At 42.2% G+C, this 18,296-nt stretch carries 17 protein-coding genes and 1 tRNA gene; 3 read left to right on the forward strand and 15 right to left on the reverse strand.

Translation table 11 applies throughout. The features are described 5' to 3' along the window. Positions 1 to 15: 15 nt before the first annotated feature. The 7 genes from PS3_RS03430 to PS3_RS03460 form a co-directional block, all read right to left on the reverse strand. Positions 16 to 1,359 (reverse strand): SLC45 family MFS transporter, encoded by a 1,344-nt coding sequence (locus PS3_RS03430; protein ID WP_007122072.1) that lies wholly within the window; start codon positions 1,357 to 1,359, stop codon positions 16 to 18. Positions 1,360 to 1,575: 216 nt separating this feature from the next. Then, entirely contained in the window at positions 1,576 to 2,520 is a 945-nt protein-coding gene (locus tag PS3_RS03435) for a LacI family DNA-binding transcriptional regulator (RefSeq protein ID WP_007122073.1), read from the reverse strand. Positions 2,521 to 2,598: 78 nt separating this feature from the next. Beyond that, positions 2,599 to 3,234, reverse strand: coding sequence for a uracil phosphoribosyltransferase (gene upp / locus PS3_RS03440; RefSeq protein WP_007122074.1), 636 nt, complete (start codon positions 3,232 to 3,234; stop codon positions 2,599 to 2,601). Between the two features lie 45 nt (positions 3,235 to 3,279). Next, positions 3,280 to 4,296, reverse strand: coding sequence for an L-threonylcarbamoyladenylate synthase (locus PS3_RS03445; RefSeq protein ID WP_007122075.1), 1,017 nt, complete (start codon positions 4,294 to 4,296; stop codon positions 3,280 to 3,282). Beyond that, a complete protein-coding gene (gene prmC / locus PS3_RS03450; RefSeq protein WP_007122076.1) occupies positions 4,297 to 5,157 on the reverse strand; it encodes a peptide chain release factor N(5)-glutamine methyltransferase in 861 nt (286 codons plus the stop codon). It lies immediately after the preceding gene. Beyond that, positions 5,150 to 6,238, reverse strand: coding sequence for a peptide chain release factor 1 (gene prfA, locus PS3_RS03455; protein ID WP_007122077.1), 1,089 nt, complete (start codon positions 6,236 to 6,238; stop codon positions 5,150 to 5,152). The genes prmC and prfA overlap by 8 nt, the downstream gene beginning before the upstream one ends. Further along, positions 6,238 to 6,831, reverse strand: a complete 594-nt coding sequence (locus tag PS3_RS03460; RefSeq protein WP_007122078.1) for a thymidine kinase — start codon at positions 6,829 to 6,831, stop codon at positions 6,238 to 6,240. The genes prfA and PS3_RS03460 overlap by 1 nt, the downstream gene beginning before the upstream one ends. 173 nt (positions 6,832 to 7,004) lie before the next feature. Between PS3_RS03460 and PS3_RS03465 the strand changes: the two genes are divergently transcribed. From PS3_RS03465 to PS3_RS03475, 3 genes are read left to right on the forward strand one after another with little or no spacing between them, the layout of a single operon-like run. Then, a complete protein-coding gene (locus PS3_RS03465; RefSeq protein WP_007122079.1) occupies positions 7,005 to 8,342 on the forward strand; it encodes a Mur ligase family protein in 1,338 nt (445 codons plus the stop codon). Continuing rightward, positions 8,342 to 9,049, forward strand: a complete 708-nt coding sequence (locus PS3_RS03470) for a type 1 glutamine amidotransferase (RefSeq protein ID WP_007122080.1) — start codon at positions 8,342 to 8,344, stop codon at positions 9,047 to 9,049. Before PS3_RS03465 ends, PS3_RS03470 begins: the two co-directional genes overlap by 1 nt. Positions 9,050 to 9,058: 9 nt before the next feature. Then, positions 9,059 to 9,361: a hypothetical protein gene (locus PS3_RS03475; RefSeq protein WP_040468014.1), complete on the forward strand. Its 303-nt coding sequence runs from the start codon at positions 9,059 to 9,061 to the stop codon at positions 9,359 to 9,361. A 42-nt stretch (positions 9,362 to 9,403) separates the two neighbouring features. On the opposite strand, the gene cls is transcribed toward PS3_RS03475, so the two are convergent. The 8 genes from cls to brnQ all read right to left on the reverse strand — a co-directional run bounded on the left by cls (position 9,404) and on the right by brnQ (position 18,296). Continuing rightward, the gene (gene cls / locus PS3_RS03480) at positions 9,404 to 10,894 is read right to left on the reverse strand and encodes a cardiolipin synthase (RefSeq protein ID WP_040468015.1); all 1,491 of its coding nucleotides are present in this window, start codon (positions 10,892 to 10,894) and stop codon (positions 9,404 to 9,406) included. After that, positions 10,894 to 11,904, reverse strand: coding sequence for a serine hydrolase domain-containing protein (locus PS3_RS03485; RefSeq protein WP_007122082.1), 1,011 nt, complete (start codon positions 11,902 to 11,904; stop codon positions 10,894 to 10,896). The genes cls and PS3_RS03485 overlap by 1 nt, the downstream gene beginning before the upstream one ends. A gap of 80 nt (positions 11,905 to 11,984) precedes the next feature. After that, positions 11,985 to 13,826 carry an ABC transporter ATP-binding protein gene (locus PS3_RS03490; RefSeq protein ID WP_040468016.1) on the reverse strand — a complete coding sequence of 614 codons (1,842 nt, stop codon included), beginning with the start codon at positions 13,824 to 13,826 and terminating at the stop codon, positions 11,985 to 11,987. Next, entirely contained in the window at positions 13,804 to 15,549 is a 1,746-nt protein-coding gene (locus PS3_RS03495) for an ABC transporter ATP-binding protein (protein ID WP_007122084.1), read from the reverse strand. The genes PS3_RS03490 and PS3_RS03495 overlap by 23 nt, the downstream gene beginning before the upstream one ends. Position 15,550: 1 nt before the next feature. Next, positions 15,551 to 15,985 carry a MarR family winged helix-turn-helix transcriptional regulator gene (locus PS3_RS03500; RefSeq protein ID WP_050950807.1) on the reverse strand — a complete coding sequence of 145 codons (435 nt, stop codon included), beginning with the start codon at positions 15,983 to 15,985 and terminating at the stop codon, positions 15,551 to 15,553. A 157-nt stretch (positions 15,986 to 16,142) separates the two neighbouring features. Beyond that, on the reverse strand, positions 16,143 to 16,634 hold the full coding sequence (locus tag PS3_RS03505) for a hypothetical protein (RefSeq protein WP_040468017.1): 492 nt from the start codon (positions 16,632 to 16,634) through the stop codon (positions 16,143 to 16,145). A 119-nt stretch (positions 16,635 to 16,753) separates the two neighbouring features. Continuing rightward, a tRNA-Gln gene (locus PS3_RS03510) sits at positions 16,754 to 16,826 on the reverse strand. Between the two features lie 96 nt (positions 16,827 to 16,922). Further along, on the reverse strand, positions 16,923 to 18,296 hold the full coding sequence (brnQ, locus tag PS3_RS03515; protein ID WP_007122085.1) for a branched-chain amino acid transport system II carrier protein: 1,374 nt from the start codon (positions 18,294 to 18,296) through the stop codon (positions 16,923 to 16,925).

The raw sequence follows: 18,296 nt of genomic DNA on the forward strand, positions 1-18,296 counted from the left end.
ATTCTCCTTTAAATCTTATGCTTGGTGTGTTTCTTTAATGGTTGCTACTGATAAGGCCCCAATAACCATCACAATCCCAGCTAACAAGAACATGTTAACTTGCGAACCACCTAACATTGGGAACAGGGCAAAACTAAAGACAGAGGCCACAATCTGTGGAAGACAAATTGAACCGTTGAAGAGACCTAAGTAAGTTCCCATGTGCTTTCCTGATAAGGCGTTGGTAACGATCGTTAATGGGTAAGTGTTCATCCCAGCCCAGGCAATCCCAACCAGAGCATATGAGATAATCAAAGCGTATTGGTTATGAATGAAGAAGACAGATAGGAAACCAACCGCCCCTAATAATAAACTACCAGCATATCCAACCTTATGGTATTGGTTAGGTACTTTAGCCAATACATAGGACCAAACAACGGCGGCGATAGATTGCACGGCGGCTAAAACCCCGTACCAGTTCCCTGCCGCTTGGTAAGCTGCTGACGTAGCATTGGTTGTGTGCCAGACGTTTTGAGCAATTGCCCCGGCTGAATATGTCCATAGGTATTGGAATGCAAACCAGCAGAAGAATTGAACTAAAGTAACCGTCCAGAAGGCTTTCGGCGCTTGCTTTAACAAGGTCAACCAGTTACCACCTTCAGAGTTATCAGATTCAGAAATACCATGATACTTCGCATAAGTAGCGGGGTCATATTCCTTAACTCGTAAAATCGTAAAGAGACTCGTAACCACTAACAAGGCTGCTCCAACGTAAAAAGCGATCACCACTGATTGTGGCACAACACCCTTTTTAGCTGTATTGGCCACCCCAAACCAGGTTAGCAAGAATGGGAAGATGGCGGCTAAAACAGCCCCCGTATTAGATAAGAAACTTTGGATCCCATATGCATAGCTCTTTTGCTTATCATTCACCATGTCCCCAACCATCATCTTAAATGGTTGCATGGCCACATTTGATGACAAATCCAAGAAGGCAACGGTCACAGCACCAAACCAAAGAGCGGCAAGCGAACCATAACCAAAGCCAAAACTACCCGAATTTGGCAGTAGAATCATCACGATTACGGCCACAATCGTCCCCAAAATTAAGTAAGGTAACCGACGCCCACCTAATTTAGGTGCCCAAGTCCGGTCAGAATAGTAACCAACAATTGGTTGCACAATAATTCCGGCTAATGGTGGCAAAATGAAGAACCATCCCAAATTATTAGGATCCGCCCCCAGGGTTTGGAAGATCCGTGACATTTGAGAACTTTGTAAGGTAAATGCGGTTTGCACCCCTAGGAAACCAAAGTTAATCATCCAGATCATACTGCGTGATAACATCGGCAACCCAGAAGTCGTTGATTTATTATCCATAAATGTATCTCCTTAGATATCGCTAAACTTTGTAAGCGCTTTACGTACTTTAATATAACAAATCGTCACAAGTTGTGCAAGCGTTTGTGCAAAATTAATGTAATCGATTGCATTAAAAAAAGGCTGAATAGGAATAACCTCTTCAACCCACTATATTCTTCAGATCTACAAATACATTCTAAACCATCGAGCAATCTTGCGAGACGCCGAATAGTTTTACTGAATCTCAAAACCAATTAGCTTTTGATGTTGTTGCGGTTTAAATAATAACTTCACCGCTTGCTGTCCGATTAATTTAGGTTGCATATCAACCTTATCAACCTTGAGCCCCGCCATATCAATTAAGCGACTGGAGTTAAAACAAACGGTTGGAACTTGATAAATTTCTGGAAGAAAACCGAGATTATGATAAAAGATCAATAAACCAATATCATCGGCTGCGACAATCCCATCAATTTCAGGATGATCCTCAACAAATTGTCGTAACTGCTGATTAGTTGTCTGTTCACTAATTTGCAGAACTAATTGATCGGTCTCCGGTAATGTTGACCGATAGCCTTCTTCCCGATTTTTTTCATAGTTCCAATGGCCAGTCGAACGAATGAACAAGGGATGGTGCACCTGATACTGCTCCAACAAAAAACTGGTTGCCTTTTTCCCTGCTAATAGATTGTTATTATCAACAAATCGATCCTTGGGATTATCTGGCGTTCCCACCACCACAAAATTTTGACCGCTCTCGCGTAAGTATTGGGTAACCGGATCATCTTGATAGGAATACAGCACCAAAAAATGGTGAATCTTTGCCTGTTCCACCATCTGTTTAACATTGGTCAGGAGCGCTTCACTGGTCTGACAGATTGCCACCGATAAAACGCGCCCCATTGTTTGGAGTTCAGTATTCATTCCGCGAATCAGGTCCAAATGAAAGGGATTAGCTGGTGCATCTTTTTCTGTTACCGGAAAAATTACCCCAACCGCCGTTGATTCTCCACTCGACAGGGTTTTCGCACTTTGATTAGGCTGATAGCCTAACTCGTTAGCAATTTTTTCTACCCGATCAATGGTTTTTTGACTGATTCGAGAATTATGGTTCAAGGCTCGCGAAGCCGTCGATACCGAAACTCCGGCGCATTTTGCAATGTCTTTGATCGTTATCATTAATTTTCTTCCTGTACCCAATCACTAATTACACGAGAACCCCGGAGGTAGCTAGTAACCTTCGAGGTTCAAAAATTGCTATTTAGTTCCAAATAACCGATCACCGGCATCCCCTAAACCTGGCACAATGTAGCCATCTTCGTTCAGATGATCATCAAGGGCTGCGGTAAAGATATCTACATCAGGAAAGGCTTCTTGAATCGCCTTAACCCCTTCGGGAGCCGCTACTAAGCTGACGAATTTCATCGCCGTTTCCTTCGCCCCCCGTTTCTTCAAGGCGTCGATTGCCATTACGGCTGACCCACCCGTTGCCAACATTGGATCCACAATAAATAACTGCCGTTCGGCAATGTCTTCAGGCAATTTTACAAAATATTCGTGGGGCTTCAATGTAGTTTCATCACGATACATGCCGATAAACCCAATCTTGGCCGCCGGAATCATTTCCGTAATACCGTCAACCATCCCTAAACCAGCCCGTAAAATCGGAATAATGGCAACCTTTTTCCCAGCTAAAGATTTTTTGGTTGTTTTACAAATCGGAGTTTCAACCTCCACGTCTTTTAAGGGCATGGTTCGCGATACTTCATAAGCCATTAAGGTCGAAATTTCCCGGACCGTTTCCCGAAAGACCTTCGTCCCCACATTTTTATCCCGAATCATTGTTAATTTATGTTGAATTAATGGATGATCCATCACTTCAAATTTTGCCATGGTTATATTTCCCCTTCATTATTTTTTCTATTATCTTAAACCGAATTATTTGTTTGACCCGTAAAAATATTGTCCCCCGGCAGATTTATTCAAGCGATTCATATAAGCTTCGCCAACCCCTTGATTAGCAAAAGTTTGCGCATAAATCGTTTTAATAGTTGGTTGATCATCAAACCAGCGTAAACCGGCAAACAAACGCTGAGCAGCCGAAGCCACATCTTGACCTAAGGAATAAGTCGGAATTTGATCAGCTAAAGCTAATTGTTTTAAATGATCATCCGTTGCCAAGATACCAACGCTAGAATCAGTTAATTGATCCTTCACGAGTTCCCAGTCATCATCCGCCACCATTAGTACCTGAGCATTTGGGGCGTAGTGCTTATACTTCATTCCAGGCGCTTTCGGCGTTTCATTCGCCTTAACTCGATGATGATCAACCCGTAACGGACCGATTACCTGCTCAATTTCAGCTTCGGTCACCACCCCTGGCCGTAAAATCGCAGGTTCATCCGTAGATAAATCAATCACCGTTGATTCGAGGCCAACTTGGGTAGGCCCATCGTCAACAATCCCCGCAATTTTGCCCTTTAAATCATGATAAACATGTTGCGCCGTAGTGGGACTAGGCTTCCCGGAGGTATTAGCTGATGGCCCAACAATCGGCACCCCGGCTTGATTGATAATTTCAAGGGTTACTTGGTTATCCGGCAAACGAAAGGCTACGGTTTGTAAACCACCCGTGACCACTGGATCGAGTACATCGGGTTTGATTGGCAAAATAATCGTTAAAGAACCCGGCCAAAAATGTGTCATCAATTTTTGCGCTTTAACGGGGATATCCGCAGCATATTGAGCCACCATAGCTGGCGTACTGACGTGAACAATCAAAGGATTATCACTTGGTCGCCCCTTTGCTTGATAAACTTGGCGAACGGCTTGGGGATTGGTAGCATCCGCCCCTAAACCATAAACCGTTTCGGTTGGAAAAGCGACCAATTGTCCCTGCTGAATCAAGTGAGCCGCTTCTGCGATTTGTTGAGGCTGAAAAATTTTAGTTTCCATTTATTTTGCCTGACTTTCTAATAAGTCCCAAACTCTAATCATCCGCATATTACCATTAATATCGTGCCGAGTTTCAATATTCGCCTGAGGCGCAATTCGATTTAATAAAGCTTGAATTGTCACTTCTTGATTAAATCCCGTTTCACCAAAAATTTGACCACCTACTTTTAGGCATTTCCCAGCTTCTTCAAAAATCCGCCGATAAATCCCCAATCCATGCTCATTCGCATATAAAGCTAAAGGTGGTACATATTCTTTAACCGCTTGGTCCATCAGGCCAACTTCTTGATGATCAATATATGGAGGATTAGTCACAATTAAATCGTATTGATCATCAATTTGCGCAAAGAGATCACTTTCGATTTGACGCAAATTGGTTCCATGTAATCGCTGGTTAGCCTTGGCTACCCGAAGTGCGGCTGGTGAAATGTCGCTTAAAGTTACTTGCCAGTTAGGCCGTTCTAGAGCCAAGGTAATCCCGATCACTCCACTCCCAGTTCCTAAATCTAGAACATTTAATGGCTGATCATCCGCATAATAATTAAGCACCCACTCAATTAGTTCTTCCGTCTCACTCTCCGGAATTAACACATCCTGATTAACAATGAAAGTACGACCAAAAAAGGGGGCTTTCCCAACAACATATTGTGGTGGAACATGATTAGCTATCTGTTGAACCGCCTTTTGATAGCGCACCACCTCATCATCCGGCATCGTTTCTCGATTATGACTAATTAATTGGGTGTAAGTCCAATCATGAATCATCGAGAGAATAAAAGCTGGTGATTGTAGATCCATCCCTGTATCCGCCAATTGATTAATCGCCCACTGTTGAGCTTCAAAATAGGTCCACTTACTCATTACGTAATTGCTCTAACTTCTCAGTTTGGTCCGCAATGATTAAAGCTTCGATGATTTCGTCTAAATCGCCTGCTAACACTTTGTCTAATTTATTTAAGGTTAGACCAATCCGATGGTCAGTTACCCGGTTTTGCGGGAAGTTGTAGGTCCGAATCCGTTCTGATCGGTCCCCCGTCCCAATAGCTTTTTTCCGGTTAGCATCGTATTCACTTTGTTCTTGTTGTTGATAATAATCATAAACCCGGGACTTTAAAATCCGCATGGCCTTGGCCCGGTTTTGTTGTTGTGACCGTTCATCTTGCATTGCCACCACAATTCCCGTTGGCAAGTGGGTCATCCGAACGGCCGAAGAAGTCTTGTTAATGTGTTGACCCCCGGCCCCAGATGAACGATAGACATCAACCCGAATATCCTTATCATCTAAGTCAATTTCCACGTCTTCGGCTTCTGGCATCACCCCAACGGTCGCAGTTGACGTGTGGACCCGTCCGGCTGATTCGGTCACTGGTACCCGTTGAACCCGGTGCGCCCCGTTTTCAAATTTTAACTTGGAGTAAACATTATCGCCCGTAATCATTAAGACGATTTCTTTAAAGCCACCCACTTCAGTAGCCGTTTGATCAACTACTTCGACTTGCCAACCTTGATTTTCTGCATACCGAACGTACATATTATAAAGGTCCCCAGCAAAGAGACTGGCCTCATCTCCCCCGGCAGCTCCCCGGATTTCCATGATGATGTTTTTGTCGTCATTGGGATCTTTCGGAATTAATAATACTTCAAGTTCATCTTGTAATTGACTTTGTTCCAGTTTAGCGTCGGATAATTCTTCTTTGGTTAACTCCAACAACTCAGGGTCATTCGTTTCCCGTAATAATTCTTCGTCATCATCAATGGTTTGCGTGACTTCTTTATAGCGATTGTACTTTTCAACCGTTTCGCGCAAACTTCCTTCTTCTTTGGACAATTTCATGAACCGTTGGGTATCCGCAATCACTTCCGGATCACTAATCAATTCATTCAATTCTTCATAACGATCGGCGACCGCTTGTAATTTATCAAAGACTTCAGAAATTTCCATTAATCTTTTTCCTCCGTTTCGCATGGTAAGTCCGGATGAAAGTAGTGTTTCCGACAAACTGGATAGTAGCTTTCATTGCCTCCAATTTGAATCTGCTCACCTTCATAGACTGGTTTACCATTATTAATCCGTAAGTTCATTAAAGCTTTGTGAGAACAGAACCAACAAATGGTTTTGATTTCTTCAATTTTATCAGCATAAATCAAGAGGTACTTGGAACCTTCAAACAATTCATTCCGAAAATCATTTTTCAAACCATAAGCCATGACGGGAATATTTAACTCATCCACTACTTTGGCTAATTGCACAATGTGTTCACGCTTCAAAAATTGTGCTTCATCAACCAGGACACAATAAATCTGTTGGTCAGTTTGTTTGATTAAATCAAACACGTTCGTATCGGCATAAATTGGTGTTACTTCACGTTCCAAACCAACGCGGCTGGCAATCATCCCTTGACCGGACCGATCATCCACGCCGCTGGTCATTAACAGGACCGGTTTGCCTTGTTCTTCATAATTATGAGCCACTTTGAGAATATCCATTGATTTTCCCGAATTCATTGCCCCATATTTAAAAAATAATTGTGCCATTAGTCCTCACCCATCTTTACTTGAACATTTGCATAGCGATTTAATTATAGCCGATTAAGATCAACTTTCATAGCGCAATCGTTAATTTTGCGAAAAGTGGTGGATTGCTTTTCTTTTTAGTCCGAATCCCTTAAAATTAGTTCGATAATATGTTCAAGTAAAAGGAAAATATCATGTCAATTCGTTCTTCAATTGCTGAAATTGCCGGTCGGTCCAGTTACTGGTTTTTACATTCTTTCTTTCACGGCGGTAGCTCCTTACCAGGAAAAATTACCACGCGAATCGATCCTAACATTTTAAAAGCCTTTTCCCAAAAATACGATGTCGTGATCGTCACTGGAACCAATGGAAAAACCTTAACCACGGCGCTAAGTGTCCGGGTTGCTCAAGAAAAGTATCAACAAGTCCTGACCAACCCGACTGGTTCCAATATGACTCAAGGAATTGTAACCACCTTCATCACTGCTCCTAAGGCTAAGCAAAAAGGATTAGCCGTGATCGAAGTTGATGAAGCCTATGTTGTGCAAATCACCCGCCAAATCACACCGATTGCCTTTGTCTTCACCAATCTTTTCCGGGATCAAATGGACCGCTATGGCGAAATCTACACCACTTATGACAAAATCCTAAAAGGAGTGGCCTTAGCTCCCCATGCTACCATTATCGCCAACGGTGATGATCAGATTTTTAATACTAAAGAACTGCCAAATCCAATCATCTATTTTGGTTTCGCTAATAATAGCTCTGCTGATCTCCAAGCTCCTGCGAATACGGATGGCTTACTTTGTCCTAAATGTCACCATATTTTACATTACCATAAGATTGTTTATGCCAACTTAGGTGATTACTATTGTCCGCACTGTGGCTTTAAACGTCCGGAATTAACTTATCAAGTGACTGACATCAAACAATTAACCCCTACCAGTTCCGAAGTTGAAATTGATGGAGATGCATACCACATCGGAATTGGGGGCGTTTATAACATCTATAATGCCTTGGCTGCATACTCCTTAGGACGCTTTTTAGGGGTTCCGGCTGAGCAAATCCAACATGCTTTTGCTTCAGACAAAAAAGTCTTTGGTCGCCAAGAAGTGATCCCAATCGACGACAAAGAAGTTACTTTGATCCTCGTGAAGAATCCGGTCGGCTTAAACCAAGTTCTTGACATGATCTTAACGGATCCTGAACCCTTCAGTTTTGGCTTCTTGTTAAACGCTAACTATGCTGACGGGATTGATACTAGTTGGATCTGGGATGGGGACTTTGAAAAACTCCTTGACCATGATATTCCGCAATTTATGACGGGTGGCGAACGCTATAAAGATATCTCGACTCGCTTAACGATGGCGGGGATTGATGAAATGTGGACCTGTCCAGATCTAAACCAGGTAATCGATCAAATTAAACAAATGCCAACCAAACACGTTTATTTACTGGCGACCTATACGGCGGTCCTGCAAGTTCGTAAATTATTGGCAGATGAGCACTATATTCAAGGGGGGATGGATTAATGGCTTCTTATCATTTAAGATTAGCTCATTTGTATGGCGATCTTTTAAATACATATGGGGATGTCGGCAACATCACCGCCTTAAAATATTATGCGCAACAAATGGATACCGAAATTGATGTCCAAGTAATTAGTATTGAGAATGATTTTGAACCCGATCAATTTGACCTTGCCTTCTTCGGTGGTGGGCAAGATTATGAACAAATGATTGTTTCTCAAGATATCCAAACCAAAAAAGCCGCCATTAAAAAATTTATCAATGACGAAAAGCCAATGTTAGCGATTTGTGGTGGTTACCAATTACTCGGTCATTACTATATCGGCGCCGACGGGAAGAAAATCCAAGGTATAGGGGCCTTAGATCATTACACCCTCAGCCAAGACAACCACCGTTTTATTGGAGATATTGAAATAAAAAACGAACTCACTGGTGAGATATACCATGGCTTTGAAAACCATAATGGACGAACTTTCATTGGTGAAAGTGAACATCCACTCGGTAAGGTAATTTCTGGTAACGGCAATAATGGCGAAGACCAGACTGAAGGTGCCATTTATAAACAAACTTATTGTACTTATTTCCACGGCCCGATCTTAACGCGCAATGGTCAGCTGGCTAAACGGATCTTACTCCAGGCTCTTCGGAAAAAATATCCGACGACTGACTTTTCCAAGCAAGAAGCTTTGGAAATTAAACCAACTTTTTAAGGAGCATCAATGACTGCTTATACTACTATCATTACAATATTTATCATTATTTATCTCGCCGAAAGTGTGTATGAAGTTCGCTTGTACACCTTCTTAAACGCCCTTAGTCAATCACCTAGCGTCGCTAATAGCAACCCGCGCCTGGGGCAAGTAATTAAGCTTGAGCGTTGGTGGAACTGGATTTCCTGGCTATTTATTATTGTCATAATTTTTACCTCTGATTTAATCAGCTTTGTCTTAATTGATCTTTTGGTATTAATTGAAACCATCGTCTTAATTTTAATGAATCAAATTCGACACCAGTATAACTAGCAAAATGCCCAGCAACTAAAACTTAGTTGCTGGGCATTTGGTTTATAAAATTGGTGCTAAGAGGCGACAAAAGTATTGTTTCAACTTCAACCATCTGGATTGATTAGCAAAGTAGTCGGTGGTTAATAAGGTCGACTGCTTTAAATCGGCTTCAAAAATCGCTTTTAAATGACCTGCTAATTGATGATCATATGTAAAGGCGTTCACTTCAAAATTCAACTTGGCACTCCGATAATCTAAATTAGCCGAACCAACTGAGGCAATATTGTTACCAGAAACCATCGTCTTCGCATGTAAAAAGCCATGATTATACTTATAGACTTTGACCCCATTATCAGTCAGATACTTGGCAAAATACTCGGTCGCCCGATAGACAAAGGGATGATCCGGCATACAAGGGATCATAATGCGGACATCCACTCCTTCCTTGGCCGCCACAATCAATGACTCCAGAATCGAATCTTCAGGAATCAAATATGGGGTTTGAATATAAACATACTGCCGCGCCTGACTAATGATTCCTTGATAGCCTCGACGAATTGCATAGTTTTCATTATCAGGACCTGAAGAAACAATCTGCATTGGTACCCCTTGGGAGCGACTTTCATATTCAGCTAATCGTTCAAACTGGGTCCGCATATATTCGGCATCAATATCAATCCGCGTCTTCTTCGTCCGCCGACAAGTCGTGTTCCAATCCATCATAAAGCGAATTTGCATCATGACCGTGGCTGAACCTGTTACCCGCAGATGCGTATCCCGCCAATAACCGAACTTCGGATCTTCGCCAACATATTGGTCACCGATATTAAAGCCCCCAATATAGCCGATATTCCCATCAATAATGACGAGCTTCCGGTGAAGGTGATAATTCAAACGGGGACTAGAGAACAGAGCTTTAGAAGAAGAAATAAAAGCTTGGGCTTCGCCACCTAGTCGTTCTAGATATTGGAAGAACCGATAATTTGTCCCCCGGGAGCCACCCAAGTCATAAAGTACTCGGACCTCAACGCCGCGCCGCGCGGCCTCTTCCAGGGCATGTAACACCCGCCGGCCCAAATGATCAGACGAGAAGGTGTAGTACTCAATGTGCACCTGGGTCGTTGCTTGATTAATATCCTGAATTAATTGATCAAACTTTTCATTACCATCCGTATACAGCTGCACCTGGTTCCCTTGGGTTAAAATGGCCTCATCCGTTTCTAGTAATAAATTCGATAACAGCAAATCTCGTTCCAGATTTTTACGCTTGGTTAAGAGCGAGCGACTACGAATCAGGTTTTGTTGTTGAACTTTGAAATCGTCCATGACGGCCTTTTGTTCGTGCCGAATATTAAAGATTTGGTCCTTACTTAACTTTCGGCCAACAAATAAATAGAAAATAAAGCCAATGATTGGCAGGAAGGTTAAAACCATCAACCAAGCCCAAGTGACTGCAATATCGCGCCGATCCCGAAAGACCGTCCAGATCGCCAAGATGGTGTTTAAGATAATTATGATCCATAAAGAATGACTTAATAACAATAAAAACATTAATTTTCCTCTTTTTCCCCTAAATAAGTAGCCATAACTTGATCCCGCAGATCTAAGAATTGATCATTCTGACCATTCGGATAGACCCGATTTGATAAAACAATTAATGCTTGATTTTGTTTGAAATCAACCATCACCCAGGTACCAGTAAAACCGGTATGGGTTACCACAAAATGATGGTCCGGCGCTGTTGCATGCATTAATTTCCACCCTAATCCCCGCAGGTGGTGACCAGGCATCGCTGTTTGATCGGTTTGCATCATTGAAGTTAAAGATGGTTCAATTATTCCCTTTAGATTATTAGCTAACCATAAAGAAAGTAATTGTTGAACCCCATCCAAGGTCCCAAAAAGGCCCGCACTCCCACACTGATCTTTTAAGATCCGAGCTTTCGGATCATGAACAATTCCCTGGAACCGATTCCCTGCTGGATCAGCTGTCGGGACCGCTAATTGCGGATCAGGATGAAAAGTTAATCCCGTAATCTCAAGTGGTTGAAGGAGTCTTTGCTCAATAACGGTTTGAATTGGTTGCCCTAGAATGTTCTCGACAATCCAGCCTAAATACAAAAAATTAGTATCACTATAGCGAATTAGGCGGCCTAAATTATCCACACTCATTTGGGTGCTTAATAGGGCCGTCTTCAATTCCGGGGCCCTTAACTGATCACGATGAGCAATATAGCCATCCATCACTGACGTATGGGTTAACAAGTGCCGAATTGTTAATCGCGACTCTTGAACAATCGGTAGATATTTATTTACTGGATCATCTAAAGACAAAGCATGCTGACCTAGCAAGTTTAAGATCACTGGTAAGGTGCCTAGAACCTTCGTCAGTGAAGCTAAATCAAAGATATGATTAGCATTTACGGGGTGATTAGCTTGTCCATCCGTCGTACCAAAAAATACCTGACGGTCCCCTCGCGGGTCAATAATCGCCATTGCTAAAGCTGGTACAATTCCTTGATCGACCATTGCTTTCAAACTTGCTTGCGTCTTTTGATACATTCTAAAATCTCCTCTTGGTCAACATTATACAAAAAACGGCGCTGTGAATAAACACAACTCCGTTACTTATCGATAAATATTTAAATATCTGCACCCAAAAATTGACTATTATACAGATCGGCATAAAAACCGTTTTGAGCCATTAGGGAATCATGATTACCCGTTTCGATAATGTGACCATGATTCATGACAATAATTCGGTCGGCATTACGAATCGTTGAAAGCCGGTGAGCAACCACAAAACTTGTCCGATGCTGTTGAATATCATTCATTGCATTTTGGATCAAGGTTTCAGTACGAGTATCAACGGAACTTGTCGCTTCATCCAGAATTAATACTTCCGGATTAGCTAAGAAAGCCCGGGCAATCGTTAACAATTGCCGCTGACCTTGCGAAATATTTAACGCTGTTTCGTCCAAAACGGTTTGATAACCTTCAGGTAACTGCCGAATAAAGTTATCAGCGTGGGCCTGGCGAGCTGCTTCGTAGACTTCTTCTTCCGTAGCATCTTCGCGACCATACTTAATGTTATCATAAATCGTCCCAGTGAAAAGCCAAGTATCCTGTAAGACCATCGAAATACGTTGTCGAACCTCTTGCCGCGTCATCGAACGGGTATCTTGACCATCTAAATAAATGTGACCAGCATCAACATCATAAAAGCGCTCTAACAGGTTAATAATCGTGGTTTTACCAGCTCCAGTGGGACCGACGATCGCGACCATATGATCTTTTCCCGCACTCAAATTGAAGTCCTCTATGAGTGGTTCATCCCCATATGAAAAGGCAACATCCTTAAATTCAATCTTAGGTTGTGGCGCCGGTAAGACCGTAGTATCAAGCAATTGATTATCCATTTCTGCCTCATCCAACACCGTAAAGATCCGTTCTGCCGAGGCAATCGTTTGTTGAATCGTGCTCGACAAGTTGGCAATTTGGGTGATGGGTTGTGAGAACTGGTTAGTGTATTGGAGGAAAGCTTGCACATTCCCCAAGGTAATTTGCCCATGTGCCACCTCAATCGTCCCCACAATCGCCACCATCAGGTAGCCTAAATTACGGACAAAAGCCATCAATGGGTACATAAGAATTGAGAAAAATTGCGCCTTCCAAGCGGCTTGATAGTAACGTTGGTTGTTTTCCGCAAATTTATCTTCTTCATCCGCTTCTTTATTAAAGGTCCGCACAATCGTATGACCAGCATAAATTTCTTCAACCTGGTCATTAAGTTTCCCTAAAGTAGCTTGTTGGTGGGCAAAGAGCCGTTGAGCGGTCGGTGCAACTAAGGCAATTATAATAGCACTTAATGGTAAAGTGATACATGCAACCAAGGTTAACTTCCAACTAATTGATAGCATCATCCCCAAGACCCCAACAAAGGTGATAATACTAGTTACAATCTGGATCAATCCTTGTTGTAAAGTCCCCGAAATATTATCCATATCGTTGACCATCCGACTCATTAAATCACCATTCGAATGTTGATCATAGTACTTGATCGGTAACCGACCCATTTTTTCTTTAAAATCTTGCCGGAGATTATAAACGACCTTTTGCGAGATCCAAGTCATCAAAACTTGCTGTCCAAAGGAGAACAAACCAGACAAGATGTAGAGAGCAACAACAATTAAACAAATTTGCCCCACATGATTAAAATCAATCGGATATTTAGTGACATGCAGGCCCAACTTCATTTGTTGAACCCCTTTTAAAATTCCGTCATATATATCAGTCGTAGCTTGACCTAAAATCTTGGGGGAAACGATATTTAAGACCACCGAAACAATAGCCATTAAAATTGAAAGCAGTACGCCCCATTTCCAAGGTCGGAGATATGAAATTAAGCGTTTCGTGGTTGGCCAGAAATGGCGGGCCTTTTCAACTGGTTTTCCTCGACGATTACCGTTGCGCACGTTCAACATCTCCTTCCTGAATTTGTGAGTCAATAATTTCTTGATAGACCTGATTATGGGCCTTGAGCTCGGCGTGGGTTCCTTGACCGACTACTTTCCCGTCATCTAAGACTAAGATTAGGTCAGCATCAACTACAGTCGATACCCGTTGTGCGACAATCACGTTAATAGCTGACTGCATAGCTGAATCTTCCCGTAAGGCTGCTCGCAATTTAGCATCAGTCTTAAAGTCTAAGGCTGAGAAGGAATCGTCGAAAATATAAATGGAGGCTGGTTTAATCAAGGTTCGCGCAATTGCCAATCGTTGCCGTTGACCACCCGAGAAATTATCCCCATTTTCTTCCACAATTGCATCCAAGCCCCCCGTTTCTTCAACAAAATCACGGGCTTGGGCAATTTCTAAAACGCGCCACATATCTTCTTCGGTCGCATTTGGATTCCCAAACAAGAGATTGGAGCGAATCGTTCCCGTAAAGAGAATCGCTTTTTGTTGGGTAATGGAAATTAACGAATGTAAATCATGTTGCGACAATTTAGTAATATCTTGATGATTTACTTCAATCCGCCCGCGCTCAATATTAAAGAGATGGGGAATCAAATTAACGAGGGTTGATTTTCCTGACCCCGTCCCGCCAATAATGGCTAAGGTCTGTCCAGCCTTGACATCAAAATTCAGATCCGTTAAGGCTAATTCATCCGCGCCTTCATACCGAAAATCGACATGATCAAACTTCAAATCAGCTGCTTGTTCCACGTCTAAAGCTACCTCATTCTCTGGATCATCAACCACACTCGAATCGGTATCTAATACTTGATTAATCCGCGCTGCTGATGCAGAAGCCCGTGGGACAAAGACAAAAATCATCGATAACATCATAAATGAAATCATAATTTGAGTCGAATAAGTCATAAAGGAGACAAGATTTCCAACTTGCATCGACATATTAGCAATATAATGAGCGCCCAACCAGGTAATCCCGACATTAGTCATACTTAAGATCAGCGTCATAATTGGCATTAAAAATGATACTAAGGTGAAAGCCTTGATCCCGGTATTAGTATAATCGGCATTGGCTTGACGGAACCAATCTTGTTCCCGTTGGTCCTGATTAAAGGCCCGAATTACTCGGACCCCTGTTAAGCCTTCGCGAAAGACTAAGTTAATCCGGTCAGTCTTAGTTTGAATGCTCTTAAATAATGGCACAGCAAATACCATAATAATGATCATGGCTAAGGCCAAAATAGGTAAAGAAATCAAAAAAATCTTGGTTAGACGCGGCTCTTGATTGTAAGCAATGATGATCGCCCCGACTAGCATAATTGGCGACATCAACATCATCCGTAGCATTTGTACTAGGACGTTTTGGACTTGGACGACATCGTTCGTGGAACGAGTAATTAAAGAAGAATCCCCAAAGTCACTCATTTCTTTACTGGAAAAGGTTAAGACGTGCTTAAAAATATCCTGCCGTAATTTTTGCCCAACTTTCATTGATTGCGTTGAAGCAAAGTAGACATTTACTGCGGAACCAGCTAAGCCCACAAAAGCCACTAAGAGCATAATGGCCCCCTGATGCCATATATAATTAAAATCTTGCTGTAAGACCCCTTTATTAATCAGGTCTGACGTTACGGTTGGTAAATATAAATCTGACGCCACCTGGATACACAAACAGACAACAGCAATGGTTACGGCCAACCAATTAAAATATTTTCTGGCAATCCGAATCATCTTATTTCTGAATGCCCCTTTCTATTAATGCTAGCAAATTAGTGTTTAATTTCTGACAAATTTGAATCAAAGCCTGCTTTTCTTCTACCGACAAGGAATTAAGCAGGGCTTTTTGGAACTGTTGGTGTTCTTTAGCTAGTTGTTGAGAACGTTTTTGTCCTAAAGGCGTTAATTTGACCCGAATAATCCGTCGATCCTGTTGATCCCGCTGGCGCTCAACCAAACCATCACGTTCCATCCGTTCAATCGTTTCCGTCAACGAAGCCAGTTTTAACGCCGCTAACTCGGCCAGTTCGCGTTGGGAAACTCCTGGGTGTTGATCGAGGAGTCGAATAATCTTGCCTTGACCATACATGACATATTTAGGATGGCGCTGGGATAACATTCTCAAATCATGGACAAACCGAATCACTAATTCGACAATCTCATCATCCATACTTTGCCTCCTTATTTAATCGTAAGGAACCTAACCTTTAGGTACCTAACTATAGTAGTTTTACTCAGAATCATTTGATTGTCAAAGATATTGATTGGTAAAAAAGCGCAAAAAAATAGGGTTTGGAATTTTCCAAACCCTATTTCCATATCAAAATTTATTGATTACTATTTTCACTTACTGAACCCGTTGATGGGTTGTATGTGTAGGTACCATTTAGATGCGCAATATTTGGATCACCATCTGTACTGCGCACGTCAACTTGGTAAGTACCATCAGAATTTTGCACGGCCACTAAACTCTGATCTTGATTCAAGCTAACCCCACTGTCTTTAACAAAGGAATTATAAACATCCGAACTGACATTACTATTAGCAACACTGGAAGAATTATTATCAGCCGTCGCTGAACTACTATTTACTGAAGTGGCGGTCGTGCTTTGGCTAGTTGTACTACTCATTGAACTAGCTTGGCTTTGTGAGCTAGCTTGTTTAGCCGTTTTCTCCTTAGTTGATGAACTAACAACACTTGACGTTTTGACGTTACTATCATGACTGGTTACGGCTTGATTAGTGGTCGCACAGCCGGCAAGGCCAATTGTTAATGCTAATACCAACAGACTAGTTAAAGTTTTTTTAGTGGTTTTCATGAGTCCTTACCCCCATCCCCTCTTTTATTATCTTTATTGTAACATTCATGTAACAAAAACGTAACAAAATTTACAAAAATAACAAAAAAAGATGTGACCCTAAGTCACATCTTGAAAGATTGGGCATACTGGATTCGAACCAGTGCATTATGGATTCAGAGTCCACTGCCTTACCACCTTGGCGAATGCCCAATAAATTGAACATTACATAGTATAAACATTTGCCAAGTAATAATCAATCTTTTTTTAAGTTACCCCACTAAAAAGTTCCTGCACTGATGTCGGGCATTATACTTCCCGAGATAATACTCGTTTCCGACCATAGGCGAAGTGAACTAATAAACCTAACACTAAACCGATTAGGGCTGGAACTAACCACGACATCCCTAAATCGGATAATGGTAACATGGAACGCCATGCTGCAACCATTTTACCAAAGGCACTGGCACTAACCACACTTGGGAAGGAAACTACCATATCACCAAGAGCTGGAACAACCGTAAATACTACTACAAATAAGTAAACCCATGGGTCGCGGTGGAATAATGGTGAACACACTGATAACAAGATCAAGACTAATACTAATGGGTATAAGAACATTAGCATTGGGGTCGACCATGCTAATAATGTATCGAGACCAAAGTTAGCGAATAAGAATGAAGCCAAGGTCGTTAAGAATAACCACATATGGTAAGAAATTTGTGGGAAATGCTTATGGAAATCTTGAGCAAAAGCTGCCACTAAACCGACTGCCGTCGTTAAACAAGTAACAGCAATTAAGACAGCTAAAACTGCTTGACCAAAAGCACCACCATAGTAATTAACGATTTGCGTAAAGGCTACCCCACCATCAGCTGACAACTTAAACTTACCTAAAGACATTGCCCCGGCAACGATTAACAGGAGATAGATAACGGCAACTCCTGCCATCCCTAGGGCACCAGACTTGGCAACTACTCGGGCAACATCATTATCACGTTTCTGTCCCATTTGCCGAACGGCGTGCACCACGGTTACCCCAAAGGCTAAGCCCGCTGGGGCATCCATCGTGTTGTAGCCTTGCAAGAATCCATTCACGAACGCTCCATGCACATAATCTGACGTGGCTTGAGCCGTCATCGGATTACCAAGTGGCCGTAGAAAGGCAACCAAAAACATAATGAAGAGTAAAGCTAAGAACATTGGATTTAGAACCCGCCCAACATTACTTAAAATGCTATTTTCACGATAAGCAAAGAAAAAGGCTAAGGCAAAGAAAACCGCGGAGTAGATTAGAAGGGCCATCCCTTCGTTCCCTTTAGAAATAAATGGCGCAATCCCCACGGTAAAGGAGACTGAAGCGGTCCGGGGCGTCCCAAACAAAGGACCAATTGTCGCGTGAATCAAAACCATAAAGACGATCGCAAAACCAGCACCCAATGGTTTCCCAATATCATAAACCCCTTCGGCCCGGGTAACCGCGATGGCTAAAACTGACAACAAGGGCAATACCACCCCTGTTACCAAGAAACCAACCGTCGCTGAGACCCAATGGCCCCCAGCTAATTGACCTAAGTGGAGTGGGAAGATTAAGTTTCCAGCCCCAAAGAATAAACCGAATAAAAGCGAAGCAACCACTAAATATTCTTTCCAGGTTAACTTACGCGATGTGAGATCATTCAT

Origin of the sequence: Limosilactobacillus gastricus PS3, from assembly GCF_000247775.1 — a bacterium.
GTDB classification, from domain to species: Bacteria; Bacillota; Bacilli; order Lactobacillales; family Lactobacillaceae; genus Limosilactobacillus; species Limosilactobacillus gastricus_A.